This is a genomic window from Caballeronia glebae, assembly GCF_001545035.1.
GTDB classification, from domain to species: domain Bacteria; phylum Pseudomonadota; class Gammaproteobacteria; order Burkholderiales; family Burkholderiaceae; genus Caballeronia; species Caballeronia glebae.
This window is the reverse complement of sequence record NZ_FCOJ02000044.1, coordinates 1-24,441: the sequence shown is the minus strand read 5'-3', so window position 1 is coordinate 24,441 and position 24,441 is coordinate 1. Positions and strand designations below refer to the sequence as shown.

At 63.9% G+C, this 24,441-nt stretch carries 26 protein-coding genes; 5 read left to right on the top strand and 21 right to left on the bottom strand.

Annotated features, from left to right (window positions below; genetic code table 11):
- Positions 1-43 precede the first annotated feature (43 nt).
- From nagE to AWB82_RS25485, 5 genes are all read right to left on the bottom strand, one after another.
- The gene (gene nagE / locus AWB82_RS25505; protein WP_086972148.1) at positions 44-1,834 is read right to left on the bottom strand and encodes an N-acetylglucosamine-specific PTS transporter subunit IIBC; all 1,791 of its coding nucleotides are present in this window, start codon (positions 1,832-1,834) and stop codon (positions 44-46) included.
- 86 nt (positions 1,835-1,920) lie between these two features.
- Positions 1,921-4,509, bottom strand: a complete 2,589-nt coding sequence (gene ptsP, locus AWB82_RS25500; RefSeq protein WP_200818201.1) for a phosphoenolpyruvate--protein phosphotransferase — start codon at positions 4,507-4,509, stop codon at positions 1,921-1,923.
- Between the two features lie 12 nt (positions 4,510-4,521).
- A complete protein-coding gene (locus AWB82_RS25495) occupies positions 4,522-5,529 on the bottom strand; it encodes an SIS domain-containing protein (RefSeq protein WP_086972147.1) in 1,008 nt (335 codons plus the stop codon).
- A complete protein-coding gene (gene nagA, locus AWB82_RS25490; protein WP_086972146.1) occupies positions 5,522-6,625 on the bottom strand; it encodes an N-acetylglucosamine-6-phosphate deacetylase in 1,104 nt (367 codons plus the stop codon). The genes AWB82_RS25495 and nagA overlap by 8 nt, the downstream gene beginning before the upstream one ends.
- 160 nt (positions 6,626-6,785) lie before the next feature.
- Positions 6,786-7,520: a GntR family transcriptional regulator gene (locus AWB82_RS25485; protein WP_086972145.1), complete on the bottom strand. Its 735-nt coding sequence runs from the start codon at positions 7,518-7,520 to the stop codon at positions 6,786-6,788.
- Positions 7,521-7,644: 124 nt separating this feature from the next.
- On the opposite strand from AWB82_RS25485, the gene AWB82_RS25480 reads away from it, so the two are divergent.
- Positions 7,645-8,751: a bifunctional helix-turn-helix transcriptional regulator/GNAT family N-acetyltransferase gene (locus tag AWB82_RS25480; protein WP_235023435.1), complete on the top strand. Its 1,107-nt coding sequence runs from the start codon at positions 7,645-7,647 to the stop codon at positions 8,749-8,751.
- Positions 8,752-8,826: 75 nt separating this feature from the next.
- Here the strand turns inward: AWB82_RS25480 and AWB82_RS25475 are convergent, their stop codons facing one another.
- A complete protein-coding gene (locus tag AWB82_RS25475) occupies positions 8,827-9,639 on the bottom strand; it encodes a MetQ/NlpA family ABC transporter substrate-binding protein (protein WP_086972143.1) in 813 nt (270 codons plus the stop codon).
- A 203-nt stretch (positions 9,640-9,842) separates the two neighbouring features.
- Here AWB82_RS25475 and AWB82_RS25470 point away from each other — a divergent pair, with 203 nt between their 5' ends.
- Positions 9,843-10,142, top strand: a complete 300-nt coding sequence (locus AWB82_RS25470) for a YciI family protein (protein WP_086972185.1) — start codon at positions 9,843-9,845, stop codon at positions 10,140-10,142.
- Between the two features lie 34 nt (positions 10,143-10,176).
- On the opposite strand, the gene AWB82_RS25465 is transcribed toward AWB82_RS25470, so the two are convergent.
- The 5 genes from AWB82_RS25465 to AWB82_RS25445 are packed head-to-tail and all read right to left on the bottom strand — an operon-like array spanning position 10,177 to position 14,237.
- Positions 10,177-10,767, bottom strand: coding sequence for an SCO family protein (locus AWB82_RS25465; protein WP_086972142.1), 591 nt, complete (start codon positions 10,765-10,767; stop codon positions 10,177-10,179).
- The gene (gene cyoE, locus AWB82_RS25460) at positions 10,764-11,669 is read right to left on the bottom strand and encodes a heme o synthase (RefSeq protein ID WP_086972141.1); all 906 of its coding nucleotides are present in this window, start codon (positions 11,667-11,669) and stop codon (positions 10,764-10,766) included. Before cyoE ends, AWB82_RS25465 begins: the two co-directional genes overlap by 4 nt.
- A gap of 9 nt (positions 11,670-11,678) precedes the next feature.
- A complete protein-coding gene (locus tag AWB82_RS25455) occupies positions 11,679-12,791 on the bottom strand; it encodes a COX15/CtaA family protein (RefSeq protein WP_086972140.1) in 1,113 nt (370 codons plus the stop codon).
- 9 nt (positions 12,792-12,800) lie between these two features.
- A complete protein-coding gene (locus AWB82_RS25450) occupies positions 12,801-13,451 on the bottom strand; it encodes an SCO family protein (RefSeq protein WP_086972139.1) in 651 nt (216 codons plus the stop codon).
- A gap of 30 nt (positions 13,452-13,481) precedes the next feature.
- Positions 13,482-14,237, bottom strand: a complete 756-nt coding sequence (locus tag AWB82_RS25445; RefSeq protein ID WP_086972138.1) for an SURF1 family protein — start codon at positions 14,235-14,237, stop codon at positions 13,482-13,484.
- 125 nt (positions 14,238-14,362) lie between these two features.
- On the opposite strand from AWB82_RS25445, the gene AWB82_RS25440 reads away from it, so the two are divergent.
- Entirely contained in the window at positions 14,363-14,572 is a 210-nt protein-coding gene (locus AWB82_RS25440) for a twin transmembrane helix small protein (RefSeq protein WP_061158857.1), read from the top strand.
- Between the two features lie 204 nt (positions 14,573-14,776).
- Here the strand turns inward: AWB82_RS25440 and AWB82_RS25435 are convergent, their stop codons facing one another.
- From AWB82_RS25435 to AWB82_RS25400, 8 genes are all read right to left on the bottom strand, one after another.
- On the bottom strand, positions 14,777-15,634 hold the full coding sequence (locus tag AWB82_RS25435; protein ID WP_086972137.1) for a cytochrome c oxidase subunit 3: 858 nt from the start codon (positions 15,632-15,634) through the stop codon (positions 14,777-14,779).
- Between the two features lie 85 nt (positions 15,635-15,719).
- A complete protein-coding gene (locus AWB82_RS25430) occupies positions 15,720-15,923 on the bottom strand; it encodes a DUF2970 domain-containing protein (RefSeq protein ID WP_086972136.1) in 204 nt (67 codons plus the stop codon).
- Positions 15,924-15,927: 4 nt separating this feature from the next.
- Positions 15,928-16,500, bottom strand: coding sequence for a cytochrome c oxidase assembly protein (locus AWB82_RS25425; RefSeq protein ID WP_086972135.1), 573 nt, complete (start codon positions 16,498-16,500; stop codon positions 15,928-15,930).
- Between the two features lie 9 nt (positions 16,501-16,509).
- On the bottom strand, positions 16,510-16,650 hold the full coding sequence (locus tag AWB82_RS38480) for a cytochrome oxidase small assembly protein (protein ID WP_086972134.1): 141 nt from the start codon (positions 16,648-16,650) through the stop codon (positions 16,510-16,512).
- Between the two features lie 55 nt (positions 16,651-16,705).
- Positions 16,706-18,316 carry a cytochrome c oxidase subunit I gene (ctaD, locus tag AWB82_RS25415; protein WP_086972133.1) on the bottom strand — a complete coding sequence of 537 codons (1,611 nt, stop codon included), beginning with the start codon at positions 18,314-18,316 and terminating at the stop codon, positions 16,706-16,708.
- A gap of 94 nt (positions 18,317-18,410) precedes the next feature.
- Positions 18,411-20,024 carry a cytochrome c oxidase subunit II gene (gene coxB, locus AWB82_RS25410; protein ID WP_086972132.1) on the bottom strand — a complete coding sequence of 538 codons (1,614 nt, stop codon included), beginning with the start codon at positions 20,022-20,024 and terminating at the stop codon, positions 18,411-18,413.
- A 42-nt stretch (positions 20,025-20,066) separates the two neighbouring features.
- Positions 20,067-20,540, bottom strand: a complete 474-nt coding sequence (locus tag AWB82_RS25405) for a DUF2244 domain-containing protein (protein ID WP_086972184.1) — start codon at positions 20,538-20,540, stop codon at positions 20,067-20,069.
- A 232-nt stretch (positions 20,541-20,772) separates the two neighbouring features.
- Positions 20,773-21,753 carry a methyltransferase domain-containing protein gene (locus tag AWB82_RS25400; RefSeq protein WP_086972131.1) on the bottom strand — a complete coding sequence of 327 codons (981 nt, stop codon included), beginning with the start codon at positions 21,751-21,753 and terminating at the stop codon, positions 20,773-20,775.
- 149 nt (positions 21,754-21,902) lie between these two features.
- On the opposite strand from AWB82_RS25400, the gene AWB82_RS25395 reads away from it, so the two are divergent.
- A complete protein-coding gene (locus tag AWB82_RS25395) occupies positions 21,903-22,688 on the top strand; it encodes a ComF family protein (protein ID WP_086972183.1) in 786 nt (261 codons plus the stop codon).
- A gap of 22 nt (positions 22,689-22,710) precedes the next feature.
- Positions 22,711-23,181 (top strand): tRNA (uridine(34)/cytosine(34)/5-carboxymethylaminomethyluridine(34)-2'-O)-methyltransferase TrmL, encoded by a 471-nt coding sequence (gene trmL / locus AWB82_RS25390; RefSeq protein ID WP_086972130.1) that lies wholly within the window; start codon positions 22,711-22,713, stop codon positions 23,179-23,181.
- On the opposite strand, the gene AWB82_RS25385 is transcribed toward trmL, so the two are convergent.
- Together AWB82_RS25385 and AWB82_RS25380 are read right to left on the bottom strand one after the other, a co-directional pair.
- A complete protein-coding gene (locus tag AWB82_RS25385; protein ID WP_086972129.1) occupies positions 23,154-23,684 on the bottom strand; it encodes an O-acetyl-ADP-ribose deacetylase in 531 nt (176 codons plus the stop codon). The two genes, trmL and AWB82_RS25385, sit on opposite strands and share 28 nt — an antisense overlap.
- A gap of 29 nt (positions 23,685-23,713) precedes the next feature.
- Positions 23,714-24,441 (bottom strand): NAD(P)H-dependent glycerol-3-phosphate dehydrogenase (locus tag AWB82_RS25380; RefSeq protein ID WP_086972128.1); only part of this gene is annotated, 728 nt, incomplete at its 5' end.

Sequence of the window (24,441 nt, the reverse complement as noted above, 5' to 3'; positions counted from 1 at the left end):
GGCGCCCGAAGGCGCCGTTTGTTATCGAGCATCGACTACCGCATCAGGCAGGCATCGGGGCAGCGCCGCCGTCGTTACCCGACAAGCGCGTGGACAGTTGCGTTGCATAGCGCTGCGCCGCCGCGCCCACGACGATGTGGAACGTATCCGCCGACACCCACGCGACATCCAGCGAAGACAAACGCTGACGATCCACCGACGACGGATCGCGCACGACCACGCGCAGGCGCGTCTGGGCGACCGCGTCGAGCGAAGCGACGTTGGTCGCACCGCCGAACACCGCGAGCCAGCGGAACGGGTCCGGATCGAGCGGGCCGGGCGTCTGGTCGCCGCTTGGCACCGCGGCTACCGGCTGCGCCGGCGTCGAAGATGCGGGCGTCGCGCCGCGCGTCGACGAATGTTCCAGTTCGGTGCGGATTTCATCGGCGATCAGGTCGGCTTCCGGCCCGATGATCACCTGCACGTTGGTCGCGCCGCGCTTGAGCACGCCGCGCGCGCCGATGGTCTTCAACTGCGGTTCCGACACCTTTTCCGAATCCACGACCGACAGACGCAGACGCGTCGTGCAGGCATCGACGAGAGACAGATTGGACGCGCCGCCGAGCGCCGCGATGTACTTCGCGGCGCGTGAGTTCGATGCCGACGCGGCCACACCCGGAACCGGCGGAATCAGACCGCCCGCGACCGCTGTATCGACGTCGGTTTGCGCGTCGGTCGTGGCCGGCTCGCGGCCCGGCGTCGCCATGTTGAATTTTCGGATGAAGAAGCGGAACAGGCCGTAGTAGACGACGAAGTACACCACGCCGACCACGAGCGCCAGCCAGCCGCGCTGCGACAGACCGTAGTTCAGCACGAAGTCGATCGCGCCCGCCGAGAACGTGAAGCCCAGATGGATGCCGAGCGCCGAGCAGATCGCGAGCGACAGACCCGTCAGCACCGCATGAATGCCGTAGAGCACCGGAGCCAGGAACATGAACGAGTACTCGATCGGCTCGGTCACGCCCGTCAGGAACGCGGTCAGCGCCATCGAGAACAGCAGGCCGCCGACGATCGCGCGACGCTCCTTCGGTGCTTCATGGAACATCGCGAGACAGGCTGCCGGGAGGCCGAACATCATGACCGGGAAGAAGCCTGTCATGAAGCCGCCGGCGGTTTTGTCGCCCGCGAAGAAGCGATGCAGGTCGCCGTGGACGATCGCGCCACCGTCGGGCGGCGTGAACGAGCCGAACACGAACCACGCGAGCGAGTTGATGATGTGATGCAGACCCGTCACGAGCAGAATGCGGTTCAGCACGCCGAACACGAACGTACCGAGCGCGCCGGCCGTCGTGAGCCAGTTGCCCGCGGTGTCGATGGCCGCCTGCACCGGCTGCCATATGTAGCCGAGCAGTATGCCGAGTATCAGACACGCGACGCCCGTGACAATCGGCACGAAGCGCTTGCCGCCGAAGAACGCCAGATACTCGGGCAGCTTGATGTCCTTGTAGCGGTTGTACATATAGCCGGCCACCATACCGGCGATGATCCCCGACAGCACGCCCATGTTGAGCTTGTCGTTGATGTCCTTCATCACGGCCACTTCGATGAGATAGCCGATCGCGCCGGCGAGACCCGCCGTGCCGTTGTTGTCCTTCGCGAAACCCACCGCTACGCCGATCGCGAACAAGAGCGGCAGATTAGTGAAGATCGCATCGCCTGCATCGGCGATCATCTTGATGTTGAAGACATCGGGCTGGCCGAGCCGCAAAAGCAGGCCGGCCACCGGTAGTACGGCGATCGGCAGCATCAGCGCGCGGCCGAGTCGCTGCATCTTTGCAAACGGGTTGGCGTCCATCGGGTTCTCCAAAAATATAGGTCTTGTCGTTGCTGCTTCGGGGGATCGCTGAAAAAGGCTCCGCGAATCGTTGGCAGGACGGACGTTTAGTCCCGCGGCCAGATTTCGCGGCTCGCCGCTCTTACTGCCTGAGCCGATTCGAGCGCGAGGCAATCCTCGGCGCGCTGACGGCACAGTTGGTAATCGAGATTGCGCACGCGCGCCTTGATGCCGGGCACGGAGCCCGGATCGACCGACAATTCGGTCACGCCGAGCCCGATGAGCAAGGGCGCCGCGACCGGATCGCCGCCGAGCGCGCCGCACACGCCGACCCACTTGCCGTGCTTTTCCGCGCCCTGCACCGCCGTCTTGATGAGGCGCAACACGGCGGGATGCAGGCCGTCGGACAGCGCGGCGAGATCGGGCTGGCAACGGTCCATCGCGAGCGTGTACTGCGTGAGATCGTTGGTGCCGATCGAGAGGAAATCCGCGTGTTTCGCGAGCTGATCGGCAAGCAGCGCCGCCGACGGCACTTCGATCATCACGCCCACTTCCACCGGATCGCTGCGACCCGCCTCGCGCGCCAGTTCGTCGATGCGCGCGCGCAGGCGCTGCAATTCGCCGGAATCGGTGACCATCGGCAGAAGAATGCGCACCGCGCCCGCCGGCTTCACGGCGAGCAGGCCGCGCAACTGGTCGTCGAGCAGATCGGGTCGCACTTGCGCGAGACGGACGCCGCGCAGACCGAGCGCCGGGTTTTCTTCGGGCGGGAGCGTCAGATAATCGACTTCCTTGTCCGCGCCGACATCGAGCGTGCGAATGATCGCCGTGCGGCCCTGCAATGCCTCGACGATGCCCTGATAACTTTGCGCGTGCTCCGCGGCCGTCGGCGCCGACTGGCGATGGATGAACAACAATTCGGTGCGCAAGAGGCCTACCGAATCGGCGCCGTTTTCGACGGCGGCTTTCGCATCGTCGAGCGTCGCGATGTTCGCGGCGACTTCGATTGCGCGCCCATCCTTGGTCGACGCGGCCTCGCCCGACAGCTTGCGATTCGCCTCGCGCACGCCCGCGAGCCGCTCGCGCTCGTTGCGCGCGCGTTCGACGTCGAGCGCGGTCGGCGCGTGTTCGATGCGCCCCGCCGATGCGTCCACCACCACTTGCGTGCCTTCGGGAATCGCGTGCAGCGCATCGCCGATCGCGACGAGCGCCGGAATGCCGATCTGCCGCGCGATGATCGCCGCGTGCGAGGTCGCGCCGCCGCGCGCCATCACGAGCGCGGTGACGCGCGTGCGGTCGATCGACGACAGATCGGACGGCGTGAATTCGGTGGCGGCGAGCACGGCCTCCGGCGGCAACTCGACCGCCGCCGCGCTGCTCAGACCGAGTGCGCGCAACACGCGCTTTTCGATGTCGCGCAGATCGGCCGCGCGCTCGGCGAGCAATTCGTCCTGCACGTTCGAGAGCAGCGCGATCTGCGCGCGGATCGCCTCGCGCCACGCGAAACCCGCGCTCTTGCCGAGGCTGATCAGATCGCGCGCGGCATCGACGAGCGTCGGATCTTCGAGCAGCACGCGATGCACCGCGAAGATGCCCGCCTCGCCGACCGCGCCGCGCTGCGACGCGGTGCGCACGGTTTCGCCGAGTTCGGCGTCGACCTGCGCGATGGCTTTATCGAGCGCACGGCTTTCCGCCGCCGACGCTCCGCTCGCCTGTTCGGGCGGCACGATTTCCTGATCGTCCCAGCGCACCAGCTTGCCCACCGCGATGCCCGGCGCGGCGCACACGCCCGCGAGCGTGTTCGGCGGCAACGGCTCGCCCGATGCGGCCGGCTTCACGGCCGGCGCGGGCGACTTCGCGCGCGCGGGCGTCTCTTCGATTTCGCCCTGCCCCGCGCGCAGCAACTCCGCCGCGACCGCGTCGACGGCCTGTTGCGATTGCGCGCCGATGCCCACCAACTCGATGGTCGCGCCCTCGCCCGCACCGAGACCGAGCAGCCCGACCACGCTTTCGATCGGCGCCTTCTTGCCTTCGTAGCGCACTTCGACCTTCGCATCGAGACCGCGCGCCGCTTCGCGTGCCCGCGCCGCCGGACGCGCATGCAAGCCGCCCGCATGCGAGAGCGTGAGGCTGCGGCGCGCTTCGTCGAGAACGACCGCGCCCGCGCGCGCCGTATCGGCTTTCTCGCCGTGCTTCTGGCGCAGAACCAGCATGCGCGAGCCGGCCTTCAGCACGCCGCGGCCGGCGCGATCGATGACGTCGAAGGCATCGCCATTGGCGATCGCGATCACCGAGACGAGGCTCGGCGCGTGTTGCGCGACGAAGTCCGTGTCGAATTCGATGAGCGCCTCGCCCGCGCGCACCGTCGCGCCTTGCTGGACCTTCGGCGTGAAGCCCTTGCCGCCCAGCTCGACCGTGTCGATGCCGATATGAACGAGAATCTCCGCGCCTTCCTTCGTGCGCAGCGTCACGGCGTGATGCGTGCGCGCGAGATGCGTGACGACGCCGTCGCAGGGCGAGACGAGCACGTTATCGAGCGGATCGATGCCGATGCCGTCGCCGAACATGCCCTCGGCAAACACGGGATCGGGCACGTCCGCCAGCGGCACGACGGGACCGGTGAACGGCGCGAGCAAAACGACGTCGTTCGGGTTATCGATGGAATGGTTCAACTGTGACTCCTCGGCACGGCGCATCGGCTATCTCACTCAATGGGTTTCGGTGACTTTGTTCAGGTGGCGCGGCGCGTCGGGATTGCGCCCGCGCGCGGCGGCCAGACCTGCGGCCATCACATAGAACGAAAGGATCGCGGCGATCGGATCGAGCGCCGGATGATCCGTGGCGACAAGCGGCAGTTCCGCTTCGGCGACGTCGGCCGGCGCGGCGAGCAGCACGCGCGCGCCGCGAGCACGCATGTCGGCGGCAAGCTGGATGAGACCCGCTTGCTCCGGCCCGCGCGGCGCGAACACGAGCAGCGGATAGTCCTTTTCGATGATTTCCATCGGACCGTGACGCACTTCCGCGCTGGAAAACGCTTCGGCCTGGATGCCCGACGTTTCCTTCAGCTTGAGCGCGGCTTCCTGCGCGATTGCGAGGCCGAGGCCGCGGCCGATCACGATCATGCGTTCGACATTCTTCAGTTCGTCGACGGCGCGCGTCCAGTCGAGCTTGCCGGCGGCGCGCAACGCGTCGGGCAGCGACTTCAGCGCGTTGAGCAATTCGACGTCGCGCTGAACGTGCGCGATCACGATGGCCGACAGCGACAACATCGCGATATAGCTCTTGGTCGCGGCGACCGAAAGCTCGGGGCCGGCGAGCAAAGGCAGGAAGTATTCGCACGCGCTTTCGAGCGGCGAACCGGTGACGTTGACGGCCGCGACAGTGAACGCGCCCGCGTCGCGCAGCGCCTGCATCGTGCCGACGAGATCGGGGCTCTTGCCCGACTGCGAGAACGCGACGGCGAGTTGTCCGGAAACGCGCAAAGGCGCCTGCTGCAACGTGGCGACCGACATCGGCAGCGAGGCCACCGGAACGCCGATGCGGCTCATCGTCAGGCTTGCGAAATAGCTGGCGGCGTGGTCCGAACTGCCGCGCGCGACGGTGAGCGCGACATTGCGCGGCTGTTCCTTGAGCTTCTCCGCGAGCTCTTCGATGCGCGAGGTATCGGCGAGCTGGGCCGCGACGACGTCGGCGGACTCCAGCGCTTCATTAAGCATATTCGACAATTGATTCTCCTTCGACATACGTGGCGGTCAGCGCGTGTTCCCGGTCGAGCACGACGAGATCGGCCCATGCGCCGCGCGCGATGCGGCCGCGGTCTTCGAGTCCGAGATAGTCGGCGGGGAAACGCGACAGGCGATTCGAGACGTCCGCGAGCGGAATGCCCAGCGAGACGAGATTGCGCAGCGCCTGATCCATCGTCAGGGTGCTGCCGGCGAGCGTGCCGTCCGCGAGACGCACGCCGCCCATGCACTTCGTGACGTGCTGGCTGCCGAGGCGATATTCGCCGTCGGGCATGCCGGCCGCCGAGGTGCTGTCGGTCACGACATAAAGACGCGGGATCGCGCGTATCGCGGCGCGGATGGCGCCCGGATGCACGTGCAGCAGATCGGGAATCAGTTCCGCGTATTCGGCGTGTGCGAGCGCCGCGCCGACCATGCCGGGATCGCGGTGATGCAGCGGCGACATCGCGTTGAACAGATGCGTGAAGCCGCGCGCGCCGTGCTTGAGCGCGTTGACGGCGTCGTCATACGTGCCGAGCGAATGGCCGAGCTGCACGCGCACGCCGCGCGCCGCCAGTTCGGAAATGATGTCGAGATGTCCGGAGATCTCCGGCGCGATCGTGACCACGCGGATCGGCGCGAGATCGAGGTACTTCAGCACCTCGTCGCGCACCGCCACGGTGGCCGCGTCCGGCTGCGCGCCCAGCTTGCCGGGATTGATGTACGGGCCTTCGAGGTGCACGCCCAGCATGCGCGCGCCACCCGCGGCGCGGTGTCGCGCCTGTTCGCAGAGACCGGCGACGACTGCCATGAGTTCGTCCCGCGGCGCGGTCATCGTGGTGGCGAGCAGGCTCGTTGTGCCGTGCTGCGCGTGCTGGCGCGCGACGGTGTCGGCCGCGTCGCCGCCTTCCATGATGTCGCGCCCGCCGCCGCCGTGCACATGCAGGTCGATGAAGCCCGGCAGGATGTACGGCGCGTCGTTGGCGAGCGGATCGGCGATATGGCCTTCGAGCGCCGTCACGCGGCCGTTCTCGAAGCGGACCGAGCCGTTGATCCAGCCATCGGTCGTGAGTATGTTTCCTTTCAGCATGAATTTCTCGGGAAGTACGCGATGCATGGATGAGGTTCAGTGCCGTCCGCGCCGTGCTGCGAGCACGCTTTCGTCGCGAAAGAAGCGAACGGCGTCCTTGGGTCCTCTCGTTCTCTTGTTTGCTTGATGCGTCCTGAGTGATGCGCGTCTGTGCCGACGCTTATCGATGCAGTTCCGCGACGAAGTCGTAGTAGTCGTCGCGACAATACGTGTCCGTCAATTCGATCGCGCGTTGATCCGCCGAATAGCCGATACGCGTGATCACGAGCAGCGCCGAGCGCGGCGCCACGCCCATGAGCCGGGCGATTCCCACGCCGGCGTTCACCGCGCGAAAGTGCTGCAATGCGCGCACCACCGACAACCCGCGCGCCTCCAGATGCCGGTAGAGCGAAGCGCCGATCGCGAGCGGATCGGGCACTGCGGCCACAGGCAAGCTCGAATGCTCGACCGCGATCACGACGCCATCCGCGCGCCTCAGCCTGCGCAGACTCGCAACGGGTGCGCCCGGCGACAATCCCAGGTGCACGATCTCCTCGCGACTGGCCGCCCGCAGCCTGCGTTCGAGCCAGATCGAATCCGGCTTGAAACCACGTTGCTCAAGCATTTCGCTGCAGCCCGTGAGACCCGAAAGCGGATCGCTTGCGCGCGGCGTGATGAAACTGCCCGCTCCTTGCACACGCCGGATCAAGCCTTGCTCGACCAGCAGCGCGACTGCCTTTCGCGCCGTGATGCGCGACACGCCGACACCCTCCGACAGCGTGCGCTCCGACGGCAACGCCTCGCCCGCCGACCAGTTGCCCGCGTGGATCGCCGTGGCGAGACGCGAGGCCAACTGGAGATAAAGGGGCGTGTCGCTTTGCGCGTCGGGCCTCAGATCCTGCCAGCGATGCTCCATCGAGCGCTCTCACCTCCTGAAGTGGAGCCCATTATATAACCAACATAATACCAGTCAACGCTAAAGCAACGCTTCATCACAAAAGCATAATTTGCATACAAATCAATGCGTTAAACGATGTTTAGTGAAGCTTAAGAAAACAAGACGGTCATCGGGACTTACCCGTACAGGCAGTCCACTTTGCGAATTGGTTACAAGATCGCCGGATAACCCGTTTTTAAGCCATTTTCGTATTCGCACGATCGTTCTTCTTTGGCACAATGCGGGTATTAATTCGGATTCAAAATTAATTCAACAAAACCGACGAGAGACTAACGCGATGGGCTGTTCTGACCCGAGCCGGGCCGTCGAAGCGGTACGCCGCTTCAACCGTTTTTATGCGCGCCATACCGGCGCGCTCCACGAGCGGCTTCACAAAAGCCGTTTTTCGCTGACTGAAGTTCGCATCCTGCACGAGCTGGCGCAAGAGCGGGCGGCCACGGCCGCCGATTTGTCGCGCAGTCTCGGCCTGGATACGGGCTATCTGAGCAGATTGATCAACAATTTTCAGAAGCTCGGCCTCGTGGTGCGGCGAAAGAACGAGTCCGATGGAAGAGCGCATTTGCTGCACGTTACACCTGAAGCGAAAGCCCAGGTCGATGAAATCGATCTGCACGTGTCGGCCGAGGCCGCCACGCTGCTTAAGCGGCTGACCAGCGCCGAGATCGATCAGCTATGCACGGCAATGGCGGACGTCGAGCGGCTTCTCTCGCCTGCGAACGTCGATGGAGAAACTCGGCTGCGCGTGCCGCGCGCCGGCGACTTCGGCTGGATGATCGAGCGCCAGGCGCATCTTTACAGCGGCGAGCGGCCGAAGCTTTTCGGCGAGGCGTGGGCGGCCAAGACGGTCGCGCGCTTTCTCGCCGAGATGCAGGCGAACACCCCGCGCATGGCGTGCTGGGTCGCAGAACAAAACAACGCTACGCGCATCGGTGCGGCGATACTTGCTGCGGAGTCCGAAAGTCGGGCGCGCATCGACATGATGTTTGTCGAGCCGGGCGCGCGGCGTCGCGGACTAGGCGAGCGACTCGTCGCGGCGTGCACGAATTTCGCACACGGTGCTCGCTACGATCAGGTGATCTGCCGCCTGGACGAACCGCACGAAGATTTTTGCGCGCTATTCCTGCGAACCGGGTTCACGCCGGTGCAGGAAGGGCGCACGGGCATCCTGTGGCAACGAGACTTGCAATAAGTTTGCGTCGACTAAGCGCGCGATAAAAAAACGGCGTCCCGCAGGACGCCGTAGCAAATACCTGAGCAACGCCGCTTAGAACGAAGGCACGACCGAGCCTTTGAACTCGCTCTTGAGGAACTGGCGCACATCTTCGGACTGGTAAGCCGCGACCAGTTTCTTCACCCACGGCTGATCCTTGTCCTTCGCGCGCACCGCGATGAGGTTGGCGTACGGGCTATGCACGTCTTCGAGCGCGATCGCATCCTTCGTGGGTTGCAGGCCAGCCGCAAGCGCGAAGTTCGTGTTGATCGCGGCGGCGTCGACGTCGGCGAGCGTGCGCGGCAACTGCGCGGCGTCGAGTTCGACGAGCTTGATCTTCTTCGGATTTTCCGCCACGTCGAGCGCCGTGGCGTTATTGCCGCCGGTGCCGGCGCCCGCCTTCAACTTGATCACGCCTTGCGATTGCAACAGCAGAAGTGCGCGATTCTCGTTCGACGGATCGTTCGGCACGGCCACCTTCGCGCCCTGCTGCAAATCCTTCAGCGACTTCAGCTTCTTCGAATACACGCCGAGCGGCGAGATATACGTCAGCCCCGCGTTGACGATCTTGTAGCCGCGCTGCTTGACCTGACTGTCGAGATACGGCTGATGCTGAAAGCTGTTCGCGTCGAGATCGCCGGCGTCGAGCGCCGCGTTCGGCTGCACGTAATCGTTGAACTCGATCACCTTCACGTTGAGTCCTTCGCGCTTCGCAACCTTCTGCACGACTTGCCAGATTTGCGCGTCGGGCCCGCCGATGGTGCCGACCTTGATCACCTTGTCGTCGGCGTGAGCGGCAATGCTCGTGAACAACGCCGCGGACGCCGCGACGGCGGTAATGGCTTTAAGCAAATTTCTACGCTGCATGGTGTTCCTGTTTCGATGATGCGTTCGTGCCGGATTCGCGTGATTCGTCTCCGGCCGATGATTCAGACCGGGTGACGGATGTTCGCACAGCTATGGTGCGAGGTGAAATACAGAATGCTCATGTGAATATCCGCTGCGGCAAGGTGCGGATAGAATCGCGACAGAACGTCACAAACTTTCGCGCACTGGAGGCGGACCTCATCATGTACGTCATCAATCTTCGATATACGGGCGCGCTCGCCGAGATCGACGATGCCCTCGATGCGCATCGCGTCTATCTCGAACGGTATTTCGCGGCGGGTGTGTTCGTGATCGCGGGGCCGAAGGTGCCGCGCGAAGGCGGCGTCATCGTGGCGTCGGGCATCGATCGCGATCGGCTCGACGCGATCATCGCGGAAGACCCGTTCGCGCAGCAGCGGCTCGCGCACTACGACGTTATCGAATTCAAGGCGACGCGGCTTGCGCCCGGCCTGAATCTGCCCGAGCCGTTTGTGGATCGCTGAAAAGAAAAGTGGCCCGCGTGGGCCACTTTCGCAATCAGTCGATCAAGAGCTTCAGGTCGTGCACCCACGGCTCGACGCCCTGCCCGTCGCGCGCGAAGAGGCGCAGCTTGCCGTCCTTGTCGAACACATAGCTCGCGGCCGTGTGATCCATCGTGTAGTCGCCGGGCGTCTTGCCCTGCGACTTCGCGTAGTAGACGCGAAAGTCCTTCGCGACCTTCACGAGTTGCGCATCGTCCGCGGGGCGCAAGCCGATGTACGTCGGGTTGAACGCAGCCACGTACTGGCCGAGCAGATCGGGCGTGTCGCGCGCCGGATCGACTGTGACCATCAGCACCTGCACGTCCTTCGATTTGTCGCCGAGTTGCTGCATTGCTTGCGAGAGTTCGGCGAGCGTCGTCGGGCACACGTCGGGGCAATGCGTATAGCCGAAGAACAGCACGACGGCCTTTCCCCTGAAGTCCGCAAGCGTGCGCGTTTTGCCGTGCGTATCGGGCAGGGAGAAGTCGCTGCCGAATTGCGTGTTGCCGGTGATGTCGAGATTCTTGAAACTGGGGGCTTTCTCGCACGCCGAAAGCAGCGCCGCCAGAAGTAGCAGCTCGAATACGCGACGAAGAACGGCCGTCATGCGCCGATCACCGTGCGCACGTAATGATCGACGAGCAGCGCGCCGAACAGCAGCGACAGGTACACGATCGAATAACGGAAGGTCTTGCGCGCGAGCGCATCGGAATAATCGCGATACATCTTCCACGCGTAGCCGATGAAAACCGCGCCGAGTGCCATCGCGCTCGCCAGATACACGACGCCGCTCATGCCGGAGATATACGGCATGAGCGTGACTGCGAACAGCACGAGCGTGTAAAGGAAGATGTTGAGCAGCGTGTACTTTTCACCGTGCGTGACCGGGAGCATGGGGAGGCCGGCGTTTTCGTAATCCTTGCGGCGATACAGCGCGAGCGCCCAGAAATGCGGCGGCGTCCACACGAAGATAATGAGCACGAGAATCCACGCGTCGCCGGGCACGTGACCCGTGACCGCCGCCCAGCCGAGCGCGGGCGGCATGGCGCCTGACGCGCCGCCGATCACGATGTTCTGCGGCGTATAGGGCTTCAACAGCAGCGTGTAGATGACCGCATAACCGACGAAGGTGGCGATGGTGAGCCACATCGTGAGCGGATTGGTGAAGGTGTAGAGCGTCCACATGCCGACGCCGCCGAGCACCGCCGAAAACGCCAGGATTTGCACCGACGTGATCTGCCCGCGCGCTGACGGACGCCACGCGGTGCGGCGCATTTTCGCATCGACTTTTTGCTCGACGAGACAATTGATTGCAAATGCCGCGCCGGCCAGCAACCAGATGCCGACGGCGCCGCCGATCAGTTTGTCCCACGGCACCATGCCGGGCGTGGACAGGAACATGCCGATGACGGCGCAGAACACGGCAAGCTGCGTGACGCGTGGCTTGGTCAGCGCGAGATACTGCGATGCGCGGCTGCCGAGTGGGGAGTTGAGTGTCGTGCTATCCATGATGTGGAGTCACGCTGAAACGACGTCGCGCGCGGGAATTGCGGCGCGGCCGGGACGGCTTGAAGAGATTCGAAAGTTTAGCATAACGAGTAGCAGCAACAGGATCGCGGCCCCGCCGTTGTGCGCCACCGCGACCGGTAGCGGCCACTGCAGCACGATGTTCGACATGCCCGTCAGGAACTGGACGACGATCATCAACAATACGCCGTTTGCGGGCTTTCGCAGTGATTCGAAACGTCGCAGTCGAAGCGCGAGCCAAAGCAGATAAAGCACGACGACGACCGCGAAGGTGCGATGCGTCCAGTGAATCGCGACGAGCGCGTCTTGCGAGATCACGTCGCCGTCGCCGGTCATGCCGAGCGCGCGCCAGAGGTGAAAGCCGTGCTCGAAGTTCATCGGCGGAACCCATTGGCCGTTGCACAGCGGAAAGTCCGTGCACGCCAGCACCGCGTAATTCGTGCTGACCCAGCCGCCGAGCGCGATCTGCACGACGAGCAGCAGCAAGCCGAATGCCGCCGCGGGCATCCAGCGCGCGGCGGCAGAATCGAGCGACGGAATCGGCGTCATGCGCGCCGCCAGCCAGCCGAGCACGCCGAGCAGCGCGAGCCCGAGCAGCAGGTGCGTCGTGACGATCACCGGTTGCAGCTTCAACGTGACGGTCCACGCGCCGAACGCGCCTTGCAGCAGGATGAGCAGCAGAATGCCGGTCGGCCACCACGGCGACACGTGCAACGGGCGCTTCTTGATGCGCGCGGTCCACGCGATGATCACCTGCGCGATGATCAGCACGCCGATCGCCATCGCGAAATAGCGATGCAGCATTTCGATCCACGCCTTCACCATGCTGACGGGACCGGTCGGCAGCGCGTGATACGCGGCCGCGATCTGCGCATGCGCGATGAACGGCGACGACGTGCCGTAGCAGCCGGGCCAGTCGGGGCAGCCGAGGCCGGAATCGGTCAGTCGCGTGAAGCCGCCGAACATGATGAGGTCGAGCGTAAGAAACGTCGTCAACCAGACGAGCTTGCGGAATTTGTCGTCATCGGCCTTCACCCACACATACGAGAGCGGCAACAGCGCGACGCACAGGCCGATCAGTCCCAACTGCAATACATAACTCATCTTTCACCTTCAGCCGATGCGCGACCACTTCAGAAGCTTCGCCACATCGGCGTTGATCTTCTTCGGATCGGGATTCTTCGGGAAGCGCATCATCAGATTGCCGTTCGGATCGACGAGAAAAATGTGATCCGTGAGTTTCGTGCCGTCATCGACGGGCAGCCACGCCGCGATCGCCTTCTGGTCGACGACGAGCATGCGCGTGTCCGGCTGCGGGTAGGCAGTCTTGATGACATCGGCGACCGGCTTGTCATCGGTGCGCAGCCAGACGTTCAGGACGCGCTCGCGTTCGCCGCTTTGCAATGCGCGCACTTGCCGCATGAAATAGAGGCGCGTCGCGCATTGCTCGTCGCAGTCGCTGCCGTTGACGGTGATCATCAGCCATTTGCCTTCGAGCGACTTGAACGGCAGGCTCTGCCCTTTTTCGTCGGTGACGACGAGCTGCGCGGGAATCGGGCGCTGCGGGTCGATCAGCGTGCCGTAGCTCGACGTGCCGCCCGCCGGCTTGAACACGTAGTACATCAGATACGACGCGATCACGGGCGCGGCGCATACCAGCGCAAGCAGCACGAGCATCCAGCGACCGCTGATCCAGGAGCCTTTGCTGGCGTTTCGTTGCTGCGTGCGCGTCTTGTCGGCGGCGGTGGGACGTTGTGATTGCATCGGTGAAAACGTGTCTCGGTTCGTCAGTGTTCAGGCGTGGCGCTCGGCTTCTTCGTCGTCGTTGTCGTCTTCGTCGCCTACGTCGTCGCGCTTCTTCGCGGCGCGGCGCGCGGCATACAGGCCGAAGGCGACGGCCGCGGCCGCCATGCCCCACCACTGGAACATGTAGCCGTAATTGCGGTCGACGCCGAGCGTCGGCGCGGGCCAGTCGCGCACGAGCTTGTCGCCGGTATCGTTCGTCTGCTGGATCACGAACGGCTGGAACGCGAGCCCGGTTTCGCCCGCGTAGGAGCGGATATCGAGGTTCTGGCGGATCTCCTTGTGCGCAGCCGATCCGCCGTTGCCCAGTTCGAACGCCTGCGATGCATTCGCGCGCGCGATTCCTTTCACCTCGACGACACCCTTCGGCGTCTCATACGACGCGATGCCCGTGCGGTCCGCCATGTTGCGCGGCAGCCATCCGCGATTGACGAGCACGTAGCCGCCGCCCTCAAGTTTAAGCGGCATCACGACATAAAAGCCCGGCTGGTCGTTATACGGACGATTGTCCAGATACACGACGCGTTCCGGCATGAACTCGCCGCGCGCCTCGACGCGATGGAACTCGATCGACTTGAGCGGCATCGGCTCGACGCCGACTTCGCGCGCGGGCGCGTTCTCGAACGCGGTGATCTGCGCGTTGAGCGCTTCTTTCTGATGCGCGCGATCGCGCTGCCAGAAGCCGAGACGCATCGTCACCGCGACGACGATCAGAATCACGAGCGCGGGCCAGAATCGAATCTTCATACTGAGCGCCTTACCGCCGGCATCCGGCGGGGCGCCACACACCACGATCCGTCGGGTGAGATAATGAGATAGTCCAAATCAATACTGCTCACTGTGGTTCCCGAGCAAATTCGGCGGCTGGTTTCATGCACATCATCGTTGCTATCGCATTCATCCTTATCATCGGCAGCCTGGGCTCGGCGCTCTACTTCATGATGACCGACCGGGGCAGGACGAAGCGGATGGTGTGGTCGCTCGCCGCGCGCGTCGGGCTGTCCATCTCGCTTTTCCTCTTCATCCTGTTCGCGCACTGGATGGGCTGGATTCAATCGTCGGGCATTCCCATGGGACGCTGATCGCGACGATACGCGCAGTGCGATCTCGGCCCTGCGAGACGTATTGTCGCGCGCGACACTCAAACGCACCGATCCTTCAAACGACAACGCCGCCCCGTGAGACATCGAGGGCGGCGTGTTGAACACTGCTTCTGGCTCTCGGACCGGCGTCGTCGCCGGCCTTGCATTGGGAACGGCGCAGCGCGCCGCCCTTCCGAAAATCGCTTACAGCCAGTAGACGACGACGTACAGACCCAGCCACACGACGTCCACGAAGTGCCAGTACCACGCGGCGCCCTCGAACGCGAAGTGGTGCTCCGCTGTAAAGTGGCCGCGGATCAGGCGGACCATCACTACCGCCAGCATCGTGCCGCCGAGGAACACGTGGAAACCGTGGAAGCCCGTCAACAGGAAGAACGTCGAGCCGTACACGCCGGAATTGAGCGTCAGGTTCAGTTCGTTGTACGCGTGGAAATACTCGTAGCCCTGGCAGAACAGGAAGATGAAGCCGAGCAGCACGGTCGCGCCGAGCCAGATGATCGCCTTCCTGCGATGGTCTTCACGCAGCGCATGGTGCGCCACCGTCAGCGTCGCGCCGGAGGACAGCAGAAGCGCCGTGTTGATGGTCGGCAGGGGCCACGGCACCATCGCGCGGAAATGCGGCACGAGCGCGGCCGGGCCGTTGTTCGGCCACACGGCGGTGAAGTCCGGCCAGATCAGCTTGTAATCGAGGCTGCCGAGTTCATGCATCGCGATCTGGCGCGCGTAGAACAGCGCGCCGAAGAACGCCGCGAAGAACATCACTTCGGAGAAGATGAACCAGCTCATGCTCCAGCGGTACGACACATCGACACGCTTGCCGTACATGCCGCCTTCGGATTCGGAGATTGCGTCGCCGAACCAGTGCCACAGCACGAACAGCACGAACAGCAGACCGATGAACGTGCCGGCCGGCCCGAAACTATGGCCGTTCACCCATGAGGCCAGCGAGGCCAGCATGATCAGCAAGCCAGTTGCAGCCATCACCGGATGCCGCGACGGATGCGGCACGAAATAGTACGGGCTCTCGTTTTGACCGCTCATTGTTGACTCTCCACTTCGATCCAGTTGCTTGAATTTTCTTGTAGCGCCGCGCGTCCGACCCACGATACGCCCGGCGTTTTTTCGTCTATCCCACTACCGCGCGCACGATCAGCAGCAACACGACGATGAACAGCACCGCGCCGATGACGCCCGCCGCGATCAGATGCAGCGGGTTCAACTGCGCCGCGTCGCTTTCCAGGTCGGCTCGGCGCCGCACGCCGAAAAACGACCAGAACACCGCCTTCACGAGCTTAAGGAAGCCACCCTTGTTCGGCGTATCCGCGCTCATGACTTCACGAACCTTTCGCCACCGACTTCGGCGCGTTCAGCTCGAAGAACGTGTACGACAGCGTGATCGTCTTCACGTCTTTCGGCAGCTTCGGATCGACGACGAACACGACCGGCATGCGCCTGGTTTCATTCGGCGCGAGCGTCTGCTGCGTGAAACAGAAGCATTCGATCTTCTTGAAGTACTCGGTGGCCTGCTTCGGCGCGTAGCTCGGAATGGCCTGCGCGTTCACCGTGCGATTCTGCTCGTTGGTCACGTCGTACATCACCGTCATCACTTCGCCGGGGTGAATGTCCAGCGTGTTCTGCTCCGGCTTGAATTTCAGCGGGCCGCGCGCGTTCGCGTCGAATTCGATCGAGATCGAGCGGCTCATGTCCACTTGCGTGTTCTTCGCCTCGCGCGCGCCGACGTCGCGTTGCACGAGATTGTTGATGCCGGTGATCTGGCAGATCGCGCGGTACATCGGCACGAGCGCGAAGCCGAAGCCGAACATCAGCGCGGCGACGACGAAGAGTTTCACCAGCATCGACCGGTTGAAGGACCGGTCGACATGCGAATTTTCCTGCTGAGTGGACACGTTGCTTTCCTACCCTCGCGACAAAAGGTATTGCCTGACGACGATACCCAGAAAGAAGACGGCGGCAATCAACATCATGATGATTCCGAGCCGCTTGTTGCCCGCGCGGATTTCCTCGGGCGTGCGTCTTTTTTGTGGATTCGGGGCCATGCTTTCCTGATTTTTACGTCGCGGGACGTTCTTTCGAGCGTCCCGCGAAACTTGCTTACTCGACCGTCGGCGGATTTTCGAACGTATGGAACGGCGCCGGGCTCGGCACGGTCCATTCCAGGCCTTCCGCGCCATCCCACGGCTTGTCGGACGCCTTCTCCAGCTCGCCGCCGCCGCGATACGCCGGCAGCGCGACCGCGAACAGGAAGTACACCTGCGCGAGACCGAAACCGAACGCGCCGATCGTCGCGACCTGGTTGAAGTCGGTGAACTGCGCCGGATAGTCCGCATAGCGGCGCGGCATGCCGGCGAGACCCAGGAAGTGCATCGGGAAGAACGTGATGTTGAAGAAGATCATCGACGCCCAGAAGTGGATCTTCCCGCGCATTTCGTTGTACATCCAGCCGGTCCACTTCGGCGACCAGTAATACCAGCCCGAGAACAGCGCGAACAGCGAGCCCGCCACCAGCACGTAGTGGAAGTGCGCCACCACGTAGTAAGTGCCGTGCATCTGGATATCGAGCGGCGCCATCGACAGGATCAGGCCCGTGAAGCCGCCCATCGTGAACACGAACAGGAAGCCGATCGCGAAGAGCATCGGGGTTTCGAAGGACAACGCGCCGCGCCACATCGTGGCGACCCAGTTGAACACCTTCACGCCCGTCGGGACGGCGATCAGCATGGTCGCGTACATGAAGAACAGCTGGCCCGTCACCGGCATGCCGGTCGCGAACATGTGGTGCGCCCACACCATGAACGACAGAATCGCGATCGATGCGGTTGCGTACACCATCGAGCTATAGCCGAACAGCGGCTTGCGCGAGAACGCCGGGATCACCTGCGACACGATCCCGAACGCAGGCAAGATCATGATGTACACCTCGGGGTGCCCGAAGAACCAGAAGATGTGCTGGTACATCACCGGATCGCCGCCGCCCGCCGCGTTGAAGAACGACGTGCCGAAGTGACGGTCGAACAGCACCATCGTGATCGCGCCCGCCAGAACCGGCATCACGGCGATCAGCAGATATGCGGTAATCAGCCACGTCCACGCGAACATCGGCATCTTCATGAGCGTCATGCCGGGCGCGCGCATGTTCAAAATCGTCACGACGATGTTGATGCCGCCCATGATCGACGACGCACCCATGATGTGGACCGCGAAAATCGCGAAGTCCATGCCCGGGCCCATCTGCGTGGAGAGCGGCGCGTAGAGCGTCCAGCCAGCGGCGGTCGCGCCGCCCGGCGCGAAGAACGAGCCGACGAGCAGAACCGCGGCGGCCGGCAGCAGCCAGAAGCTGAAGTTGTTCATGCGCGCGAACGCCATGTCCGATGCGCCGATCTGCAGCGGCACCATCCAGTTCGCGAAACCGACGAACGCCGGCATGATCGCGCCGAACACCATGATCAGGCCGTGCATGGTGGTCAGCTGATTGAAGAACTCGGGGCGCATGATCTGCAGGCCCGGCTCGAACAACTCGGCACGGATGCCGAGCGCCATCACGCCTCCGGAGAGGAACATGATGAAGGAGAACAACAGGTACAACGTCCCGATGTCCTTGTGGTTGGTGGCGAAGAGCCACCGGCGCCAGCCATGCGGCGTCTCGTGCGCATGGTCGTGCGCGTGGTCGTGACCTGCGCCTACATCGTGTCCGATGCTAGACATGACAATCATCTCCTAAAGCGAATACTCGGGGCACTTGGCAATGACGCGTGGTCTTCCGTTGCCCTAAGGTGAAGGAAGACGCACGCTCGGCACGTCAAGCAGCCGGACTGATTTCCACGCGGCGTGCTTCCTTGTTATCGGCGCCGCCCGTGATGGTTTCCGGTTTCTTCAACACGATGCGGTCTTCCGACACGCCCGCTGCCTTCAGCGCGTCGCGCACGGCTTGCGCGCGGCGCTTGGCGAGATCGGCGTTCACGTCGGCGTTGCCGGTCGCATCGGTGAAACCGGACAGCGCGATCTTCGCGTCCGGATGCGCTCGGGCATAGGCCGCTGCGGCGTCCACCGCGCTTTTCGCGTCGGCGGGCAGCGTGTCCTTGCCTGTCTCGAAATAGATGCTGGCGGGCAGGCCGGCGGCTTGCGTCGCCTCTGCCCCCGATGCAGCCGGCGCGCTCGCTTCTGCGGCCGCGGGTGCGGCGCTCGCCGCCTCGGGTGCCGATGCCGCCGCCGCATTGCCGCCACCTTCGGGCATCTTGCCCGCTTTGGCGTCGATCACTTGCTTCGGTTGCAGCAGGTCGCCGGTGTGGTTGCCCCAGCTATTACGCTCGAACGTGACGACCGACGCGATCTCGACATCGTTCAACACGCCTTGCCACGGCGGCATCGCGCCTTTGCCGTGCAACACGATGTTCAGATGGCCGGCGATCGAGCCGTTCGCGATCTTCGAGCCGTCGAGCGCCGGAAACTGGCCCGCGCCCTTGCCGGTCGCCTGATGGCACACCGCGCAGTTCGACGTGTAGACCTGCTGGCCGCGCGCCATCAGTTCGTCCTTCGTGTAGGTCTTGAGCGGATCGTCGGTGCCCGCGGCCATCTTCTTCTTTTGCGCGTCGACCCACTTCGCGTAGTCGTCAGCCGACAGCACCTCGACGACCACCGGCATGTACGCGTGCTCCTTGCCGCACAGTTCCGTGCAGAAGCCGCGGAACGTGCCGACCTTCTCGGCCTTGAACCAGGTATCGCGCACGAAGCCCGGAATCGCATCCTGCTTTACGCCGAACGCCGGCACGTACCACGAGTGCACGACATCGTTCGCCGTCGTGATGATGCGGATTTTCTTGTCGACCGGCACGACGAGCGGGTTGTCGACTTCCTGCAGATACAGCGTGGAGATCGGCTTCTGGCCGTTCACTTCGCTGCGCGGCGTGGAGAGCGTGGAGAGAAAGCTGATGCCCTCGCCCGGACCCTTCACGTAGTCGTAGCCCCACTTCCACTGATAGCCCGTGACCTTGACGGTGAGGTCGGCGTTGGAGGTGTCCTTCATCGCGACGACGGCCTTCGTTGCCGGCAGCGCCATCAGAATGACGATGATGAACGGCGCGATCGTCCAGATGATTTCGACTGTGGTGCTTTCGTGGAAGTTGGCCGGCTTGAAGCCTTTCGACTTGCGGTGCATGAACATCGAATAGAACATCACCCCGAACACGCCAACGAAAATGACGGTGCAGATGATGAGCATGAAGATATGGAGGCCGTAGAGCTCCTCGGCGATCTTCGTCACAGGCTGCTGGAAGTTGATCTCGTTGACAGCGGGACCGCCTGGACTGTTTTCGACCGCCAGGGCCGCGCCGGCGGTAAGCAGTGCGCCTGCCGCCAGCACGCCCGAGAGGGCTCGCTTGATTGTTTTCATAGCATCCTTACCCAAATTTTCCATTCAAACCCTCGACCCCCGTGACATCGCGCCCGCCGGCTCCTCTCAAAGACGTCTCAGCGACGCCTGCAACTCGGCAGCAAATTGTTTGCGACGATGCTGTGCAAGGTGTTGTCCGATTTTCACCGATTGACCGCGCGATACGATCGTGAGCGGCTCTCTCGGCGTCGCGCCCGCTTCGACCCGCACCCAACGCGGGTTGAACTCGAACTGCGTCAGCTCTTCGGCGTTCATCTGTTCGATCAACAACCGGTTTTGATACAGCCGGATTCGTTCGTAGTCGACGGCATGGCGCGCGTAAATCACGAACGCGATGCCCACGACCGCCAACTCGACTCCGGTGAACGGCAGCACCAGCCAGGCGCCGTTCAAAAACAGCGGCGTTGCGATTGCCAGCGAAAACAGAGCAAGCGACAAATAGAAGCCCACGAACTGACGCGGCGAGACCGAGCAGTTTCGCTTCATCAGCCAGTCCTTGATGACCGGCTCGGACTCCGTCAGCGTCTGACTGGCTTGCATCGCTGCCTCCATCAATCCGCACGCAATCACACACTTCTGCTCGGATTTCGCCCAAATTTGTCTCAGTCTGGGCGACAAACTGACGCATTATAGGCGTGTTAAGTGGCATCCACAAGCAAGGGTCGTAACCTCGCAAAGCCAAGCGCGACAAGCTTCTGCGCCTTTTTGACGCACCTTTTTGCACGCTTTTTTTGCGCAAATTTCAGACATAACAACGGCGCTCTTTACCGATTCAGCGTTTCGGTTTGGAGCCTCGTCCGATATCTTCGAGACGCACGATGCCGTGTCCTTCGGCCGTCGTGCGCGGCACCGCCTTCCATGCGTGGCCGTAAATGACTTCGAAGGTGAGCGGAATGGAGCCGTCGTCGCGGCGCAGTGCTTCGAGCGCGCCGTACACCGCGCCGCGCAAGGCCTGGGCATCCGCGCGGCCCGCGTCGAACGCGCGCTCGAATGGATACGCGCCCCAGCGCGTCACGTCGGCGAACAGCGATTCAGGCGATTTGTACGTGATGGTCAGGACTTCCTGATCCATCACCGGAATTTCGAAGCCGCTTTCCACGAGCATGTCGCCGAGATCGTGCATGTCGACGAAATCGATCGTATGAGGTTCCGGCGCGATCGCAAGCGTGCGCTCCGCTTCGCGATAAGCGGCCCGAAGCTCGCGCAAGGTATCCGGGCCGAACGTGCTGAACATCAGCAGGCCGTTCACCTTGAGCACGCGTTGCCATTCGGGGAAAACGAGGTCGGGACGCGCATGCCAATGCAGCGCGAGGTTCGACCACAACAATTCGAATGCGCCCGATGCGAACGGCAGCGCGGAAAAGTCGGCCTGCGCGAGTTGCGGGCCGCGTGCGCCGAACGCCTTTGCGAGCGTCGACGGAAGAAAGCGCCGCCAGCCCGCGCTGTTGTCGGCGTCCGCGGCTTCGGCGGCGCGCGCGCGCGCGAGCATCGCGGACGAAATATCGACGCCCGTGACCGACGCCTCCGTGAAGCGTTCCCGCAGACCACCGAGGTCCGCCCCGATGCCGCACGCCGCATCGAGGACGCGCATCGGCGCAACCTTGATGTATTCGAGCCGCTCGCGCATGCGCTGCGCGATCTCGCGCGGCAGGAACGCGACCTCGTCGAAGGCGGCGGCGCGACCGTCGAAGATCGCGCGCAAACGGCGCGGATCATAGGCCGGACGGCTAGTTTTAGGGGATGTCGGGGACATGTCGATCTTTTCGCGGAGAGTGCGAAGTATACTCGGTCGTCTCGAAAACAACCCATGCAAAGTGCTGATACGAGGCATAAACGCTTCCTGAGGCGCAACGAATGCGCGTGTTTAGCGCATCGAGCCGCGATTTTTCCGATCCAGCCGTCATGAAATCCGACCGCATCCGCGTTCCGTTCCGGACGCTCATCACAGCGCGCGCTCGCGGATTCGCGTCGGCGGCGCAATGGCTCATCGCCCGGGCGCTGCCGAGCCAGTGCGCGTTATGCGGCAATTTGTCGCAAGCGCTGCTGTGCGGGGGTTGCGACGCGCAGTACTGGAACGAGCCGCGCCTGCGTTGCGCGACATGCGCGCTGCCGCTGGCGGCTTCGGTCATGCGCCGTGAGCGCGAAGACCTACGCGTGCACTGCGCCGCGTGCCTCGAATCGCCGCCCGCGTTCAACGACACGCTCGCGCTCGCCGACTATCGCGCGCCGCTCGATACGCTTGCCGTCGAGTTGAAGTTTCGGGCGCGGCTTGCTGCGGGCGAAGCGTTCGCGCGGCATCTGCATGCGCTTTTCGAAGGGTGCAATTTGCCCGTGCCGGACGTGATCGTGCCGACGCCGCTCTCCCGTGCGCGTCTCACCGCGCGCGGCTATAACCAGGCGTGGGCCATCGCGCGTCCGCTCGCGCGCATGATGCGCGTGCACAGCGACGCGTCGATGGTCGCGCGTGTCCGGCATACGTCGGCGCAATCGCGGCTCGATCGGGAAACACGCCGTCGCAATGTCGCGAGCGCGTTCGCCGTTTCGGGCGATGTGCGCGGCAAGCATATCGGCGTCGTCGACGATGTGATGACATCCGGCGCAACGCTCGACGCGCTTGCGCGCACACTCAAGCTTTCCGGCGCGAGGCGCGTCACCAATTTCGTGGCGCTGCGCACGCCGAACGATTAATCATCTTTTTTAGAAGCAATCCATGTTTAACGTCGTACTCGTCGAACCCGAAATCCCGCCGAACACCGGCAACGTGATCCGCCTGTGCGCGAACACGGGCGCGCGCCTTCATCTGATCGAGCCGCTCGGCTTTCCGCTCGACGATGCGAAGATGCGCCGCGCCGGCCTCGACTATCACGAGTACGCCGAAATGAACGTGCATCCGAACTGGGATGCCTTCATCGCGAAGGAAGCGCCCGACGCCACGCGCATGTTCGCGTTCACGACGCGCGGCTCGACGCCGTTCTTCGACCACGCGTTCAAGTCGGGCGACTGGTTCGTGTTCGGCGCCGAGACGCGCGGCCTCGCGCCCGAACTGCTGGCGGGTTTCCCGACGCAACAGCGCGTTCGCCTGCCGATGCGGCCGGGCAATCGCAGCCTGAACTTGTCGAACACCGTGGCGGTCGTGACGTTCGAGGCGTGGCGTCAGGCGGGTTTCGAAGGCGGAGCCTGAGCGTCGAGCGCGGCCCGATAGAGCGCGAGCATGTCGTCCTGAAAACAGGCAAAGACGACGCGTTGCACGGCAGGCGTGGAAGACAAGGTATCGATGACCGTGCGGACCGCGATCATCACGGCCTGTTCGGGCGGAAAGCGATAGATGCCGCAACTGATCGCGGGAAATGCAATCGACTGGCAGCCCGCTTCCTGAGCGAGTTCGAGCGAGCGCCGGTAGCAGCTCGCGAGGAGTTCGGGCTCGTTCTTCTTGCCGCCGCTCCAGCGCGGCCCGACCGCATGAATCACGTGTTTCGCGGGGAGACCGTGGCCGCGCGTGATTTTCGCGTCGCCGGTTTCGCAGCCGCCGAGCGTCTCGCACTCGCGCAGTAAGCCTTTCCCGGCTTTGCGATGAATCGCCCCGTCGACTCCGCCGCCGCCGAGCAGCGATTTGTTCGCCGCATTGACAATGGCGTCGACTTCGAGCGTGGTGATGTCGACGAGTTGCGCTTCCAGCTTGACCATCGCACATCTCCTTGCGGACGAACGCGATGTTATTCGGCTTTCGCGTCCCGGCTGAGTAACGCGTGCACGGCGTCGCGCGGCGTCACGTTATCGAAGAGCACGCGGCATACCGCCTGCGTGATCGGCATCTCGATGCCACGCGATTGCGCGAGCCCGAGCACGGCGCGCGCGCATCGCACGCCTTCCGCGACATGGCCGAGCGCCGCGAGAATCTCGTCGAGCGTGCGTCCGCTCGCGAGTTGCATGCCGACGGTGCGGTTGCGCGACAGATCGCCCGTCGCGGTGAGGATGAGATCGCCCAGGCCGGTGAGCCCGGTGAAGGTTTCCGCGCGGCCGCCAAGCGCGACGCCCAGTCGCGACATTTCCGCGAGCCCGCGCGTGATCAGCGCCGCGCGTGCGTTCAGGCCGAGACCGAGGCCGTCGGAAATGCCGGTCGCGATCGCCAGCACGTTCTTCACCGCGCCGCCCACTTCGACGCCGACCACGTCGTCGCCGGTGTAGATGCGCATCGCGCCGTGATGGAATGCCGCGACGGTGCGCGCGCCCAAGTCCGCCGAGGCGCTCGCGACCGTCAGCGCGACCGGCAAGCCTCGCCCCACTTCGCGCGCGAAGCTCGGGCCGGACAACGTGCCATTGCTGCGATGCGCCGGCAGTTCGGCCGCGACGACCTCGTTGGGCAGACACTGCGTGTCCGCCTCGAAGCCTTTGCAAAGCCAGACGATATGCGCGGGCACGACGCCGGCCTGCCGCATTGCAC

Bases quoted from the DNA above. Each gene is read 5' to 3' on its own strand.
- AWB82_RS25485 (WP_086972145.1), bottom strand. From the start codon at position 7,520: ATGGAGCATCGCTGGCAGGATCTGAGGCCCGACGCGCAAAGCGACACG.
- AWB82_RS25455 (WP_086972140.1), bottom strand. From the start codon at position 12,791: ATGAGTTATGTATTGCAGTTGGGACTGATCGGCCTGTGCGTCGCGCTG.
- AWB82_RS25445 (WP_086972138.1), bottom strand. From the start codon at position 14,237: ATGAAGATTCGATTCTGGCCCGCGCTCGTGATTCTGATCGTCGTCGCG.
- nagA (WP_086972146.1), bottom strand. From the start codon at position 6,625: ATGCTGAAAGGAAACATACTCACGACCGATGGCTGGATCAACGGCTCG.
- AWB82_RS25395 (WP_086972183.1), top strand. From the start codon at position 21,903: ATGAAATCCGACCGCATCCGCGTTCCGTTCCGGACGCTCATCACAGCG.
- AWB82_RS25385 (WP_086972129.1), bottom strand. From the start codon at position 23,684: ATGGTCAAGCTGGAAGCGCAACTCGTCGACATCACCACGCTCGAAGTC.
- AWB82_RS25435 (WP_086972137.1), bottom strand. From the start codon at position 15,634: ATGAGCGGTCAAAACGAGAGCCCGTACTATTTCGTGCCGCATCCGTCG.
- nagE (WP_086972148.1), bottom strand. From the start codon at position 1,834: ATGGACGCCAACCCGTTTGCAAAGATGCAGCGACTCGGCCGCGCGCTG.
- AWB82_RS25475 (WP_086972143.1), bottom strand. From the start codon at position 9,639: ATGCAGCGTAGAAATTTGCTTAAAGCCATTACCGCCGTCGCGGCGTCC.
- AWB82_RS25400 (WP_086972131.1), bottom strand. From the start codon at position 21,753: ATGTCCCCGACATCCCCTAAAACTAGCCGTCCGGCCTATGATCCGCGC.
- ptsP (WP_200818201.1), bottom strand. From the start codon at position 4,509: ATGCGCCGTGCCGAGGAGTCACAGTTGAACCATTCCATCGATAACCCG.
- AWB82_RS25495 (WP_086972147.1), bottom strand. From the start codon at position 5,529: ATGCTTAATGAAGCGCTGGAGTCCGCCGACGTCGTCGCGGCCCAGCTC.
- AWB82_RS25405 (WP_086972184.1), bottom strand. From the start codon at position 20,540: ATGCAAGCCAGTCAGACGCTGACGGAGTCCGAGCCGGTCATCAAGGAC.
- AWB82_RS25450 (WP_086972139.1), bottom strand. From the start codon at position 13,451: ATGCAATCACAACGTCCCACCGCCGCCGACAAGACGCGCACGCAGCAA.
- AWB82_RS25440 (WP_061158857.1), top strand. From the start codon at position 14,363: ATGCACATCATCGTTGCTATCGCATTCATCCTTATCATCGGCAGCCTG.
- AWB82_RS25430 (WP_086972136.1), bottom strand. From the start codon at position 15,923: ATGAGCGCGGATACGCCGAACAAGGGTGGCTTCCTTAAGCTCGTGAAG.
- cyoE (WP_086972141.1), bottom strand. From the start codon at position 11,669: ATGGATAGCACGACACTCAACTCCCCACTCGGCAGCCGCGCATCGCAG.
- trmL (WP_086972130.1), top strand. From the start codon at position 22,711: ATGTTTAACGTCGTACTCGTCGAACCCGAAATCCCGCCGAACACCGGC.
- AWB82_RS25470 (WP_086972185.1), top strand. From the start codon at position 9,843: ATGTACGTCATCAATCTTCGATATACGGGCGCGCTCGCCGAGATCGAC.
- AWB82_RS25465 (WP_086972142.1), bottom strand. From the start codon at position 10,767: ATGACGGCCGTTCTTCGTCGCGTATTCGAGCTGCTACTTCTGGCGGCG.
- ctaD (WP_086972133.1), bottom strand. From the start codon at position 18,316: ATGTCTAGCATCGGACACGATGTAGGCGCAGGTCACGACCACGCGCAC.
- coxB (WP_086972132.1), bottom strand. From the start codon at position 20,024: ATGGAAAATTTGGGTAAGGATGCTATGAAAACAATCAAGCGAGCCCTC.
- AWB82_RS38480 (WP_086972134.1), bottom strand. From the start codon at position 16,650: ATGGCCCCGAATCCACAAAAAAGACGCACGCCCGAGGAAATCCGCGCG.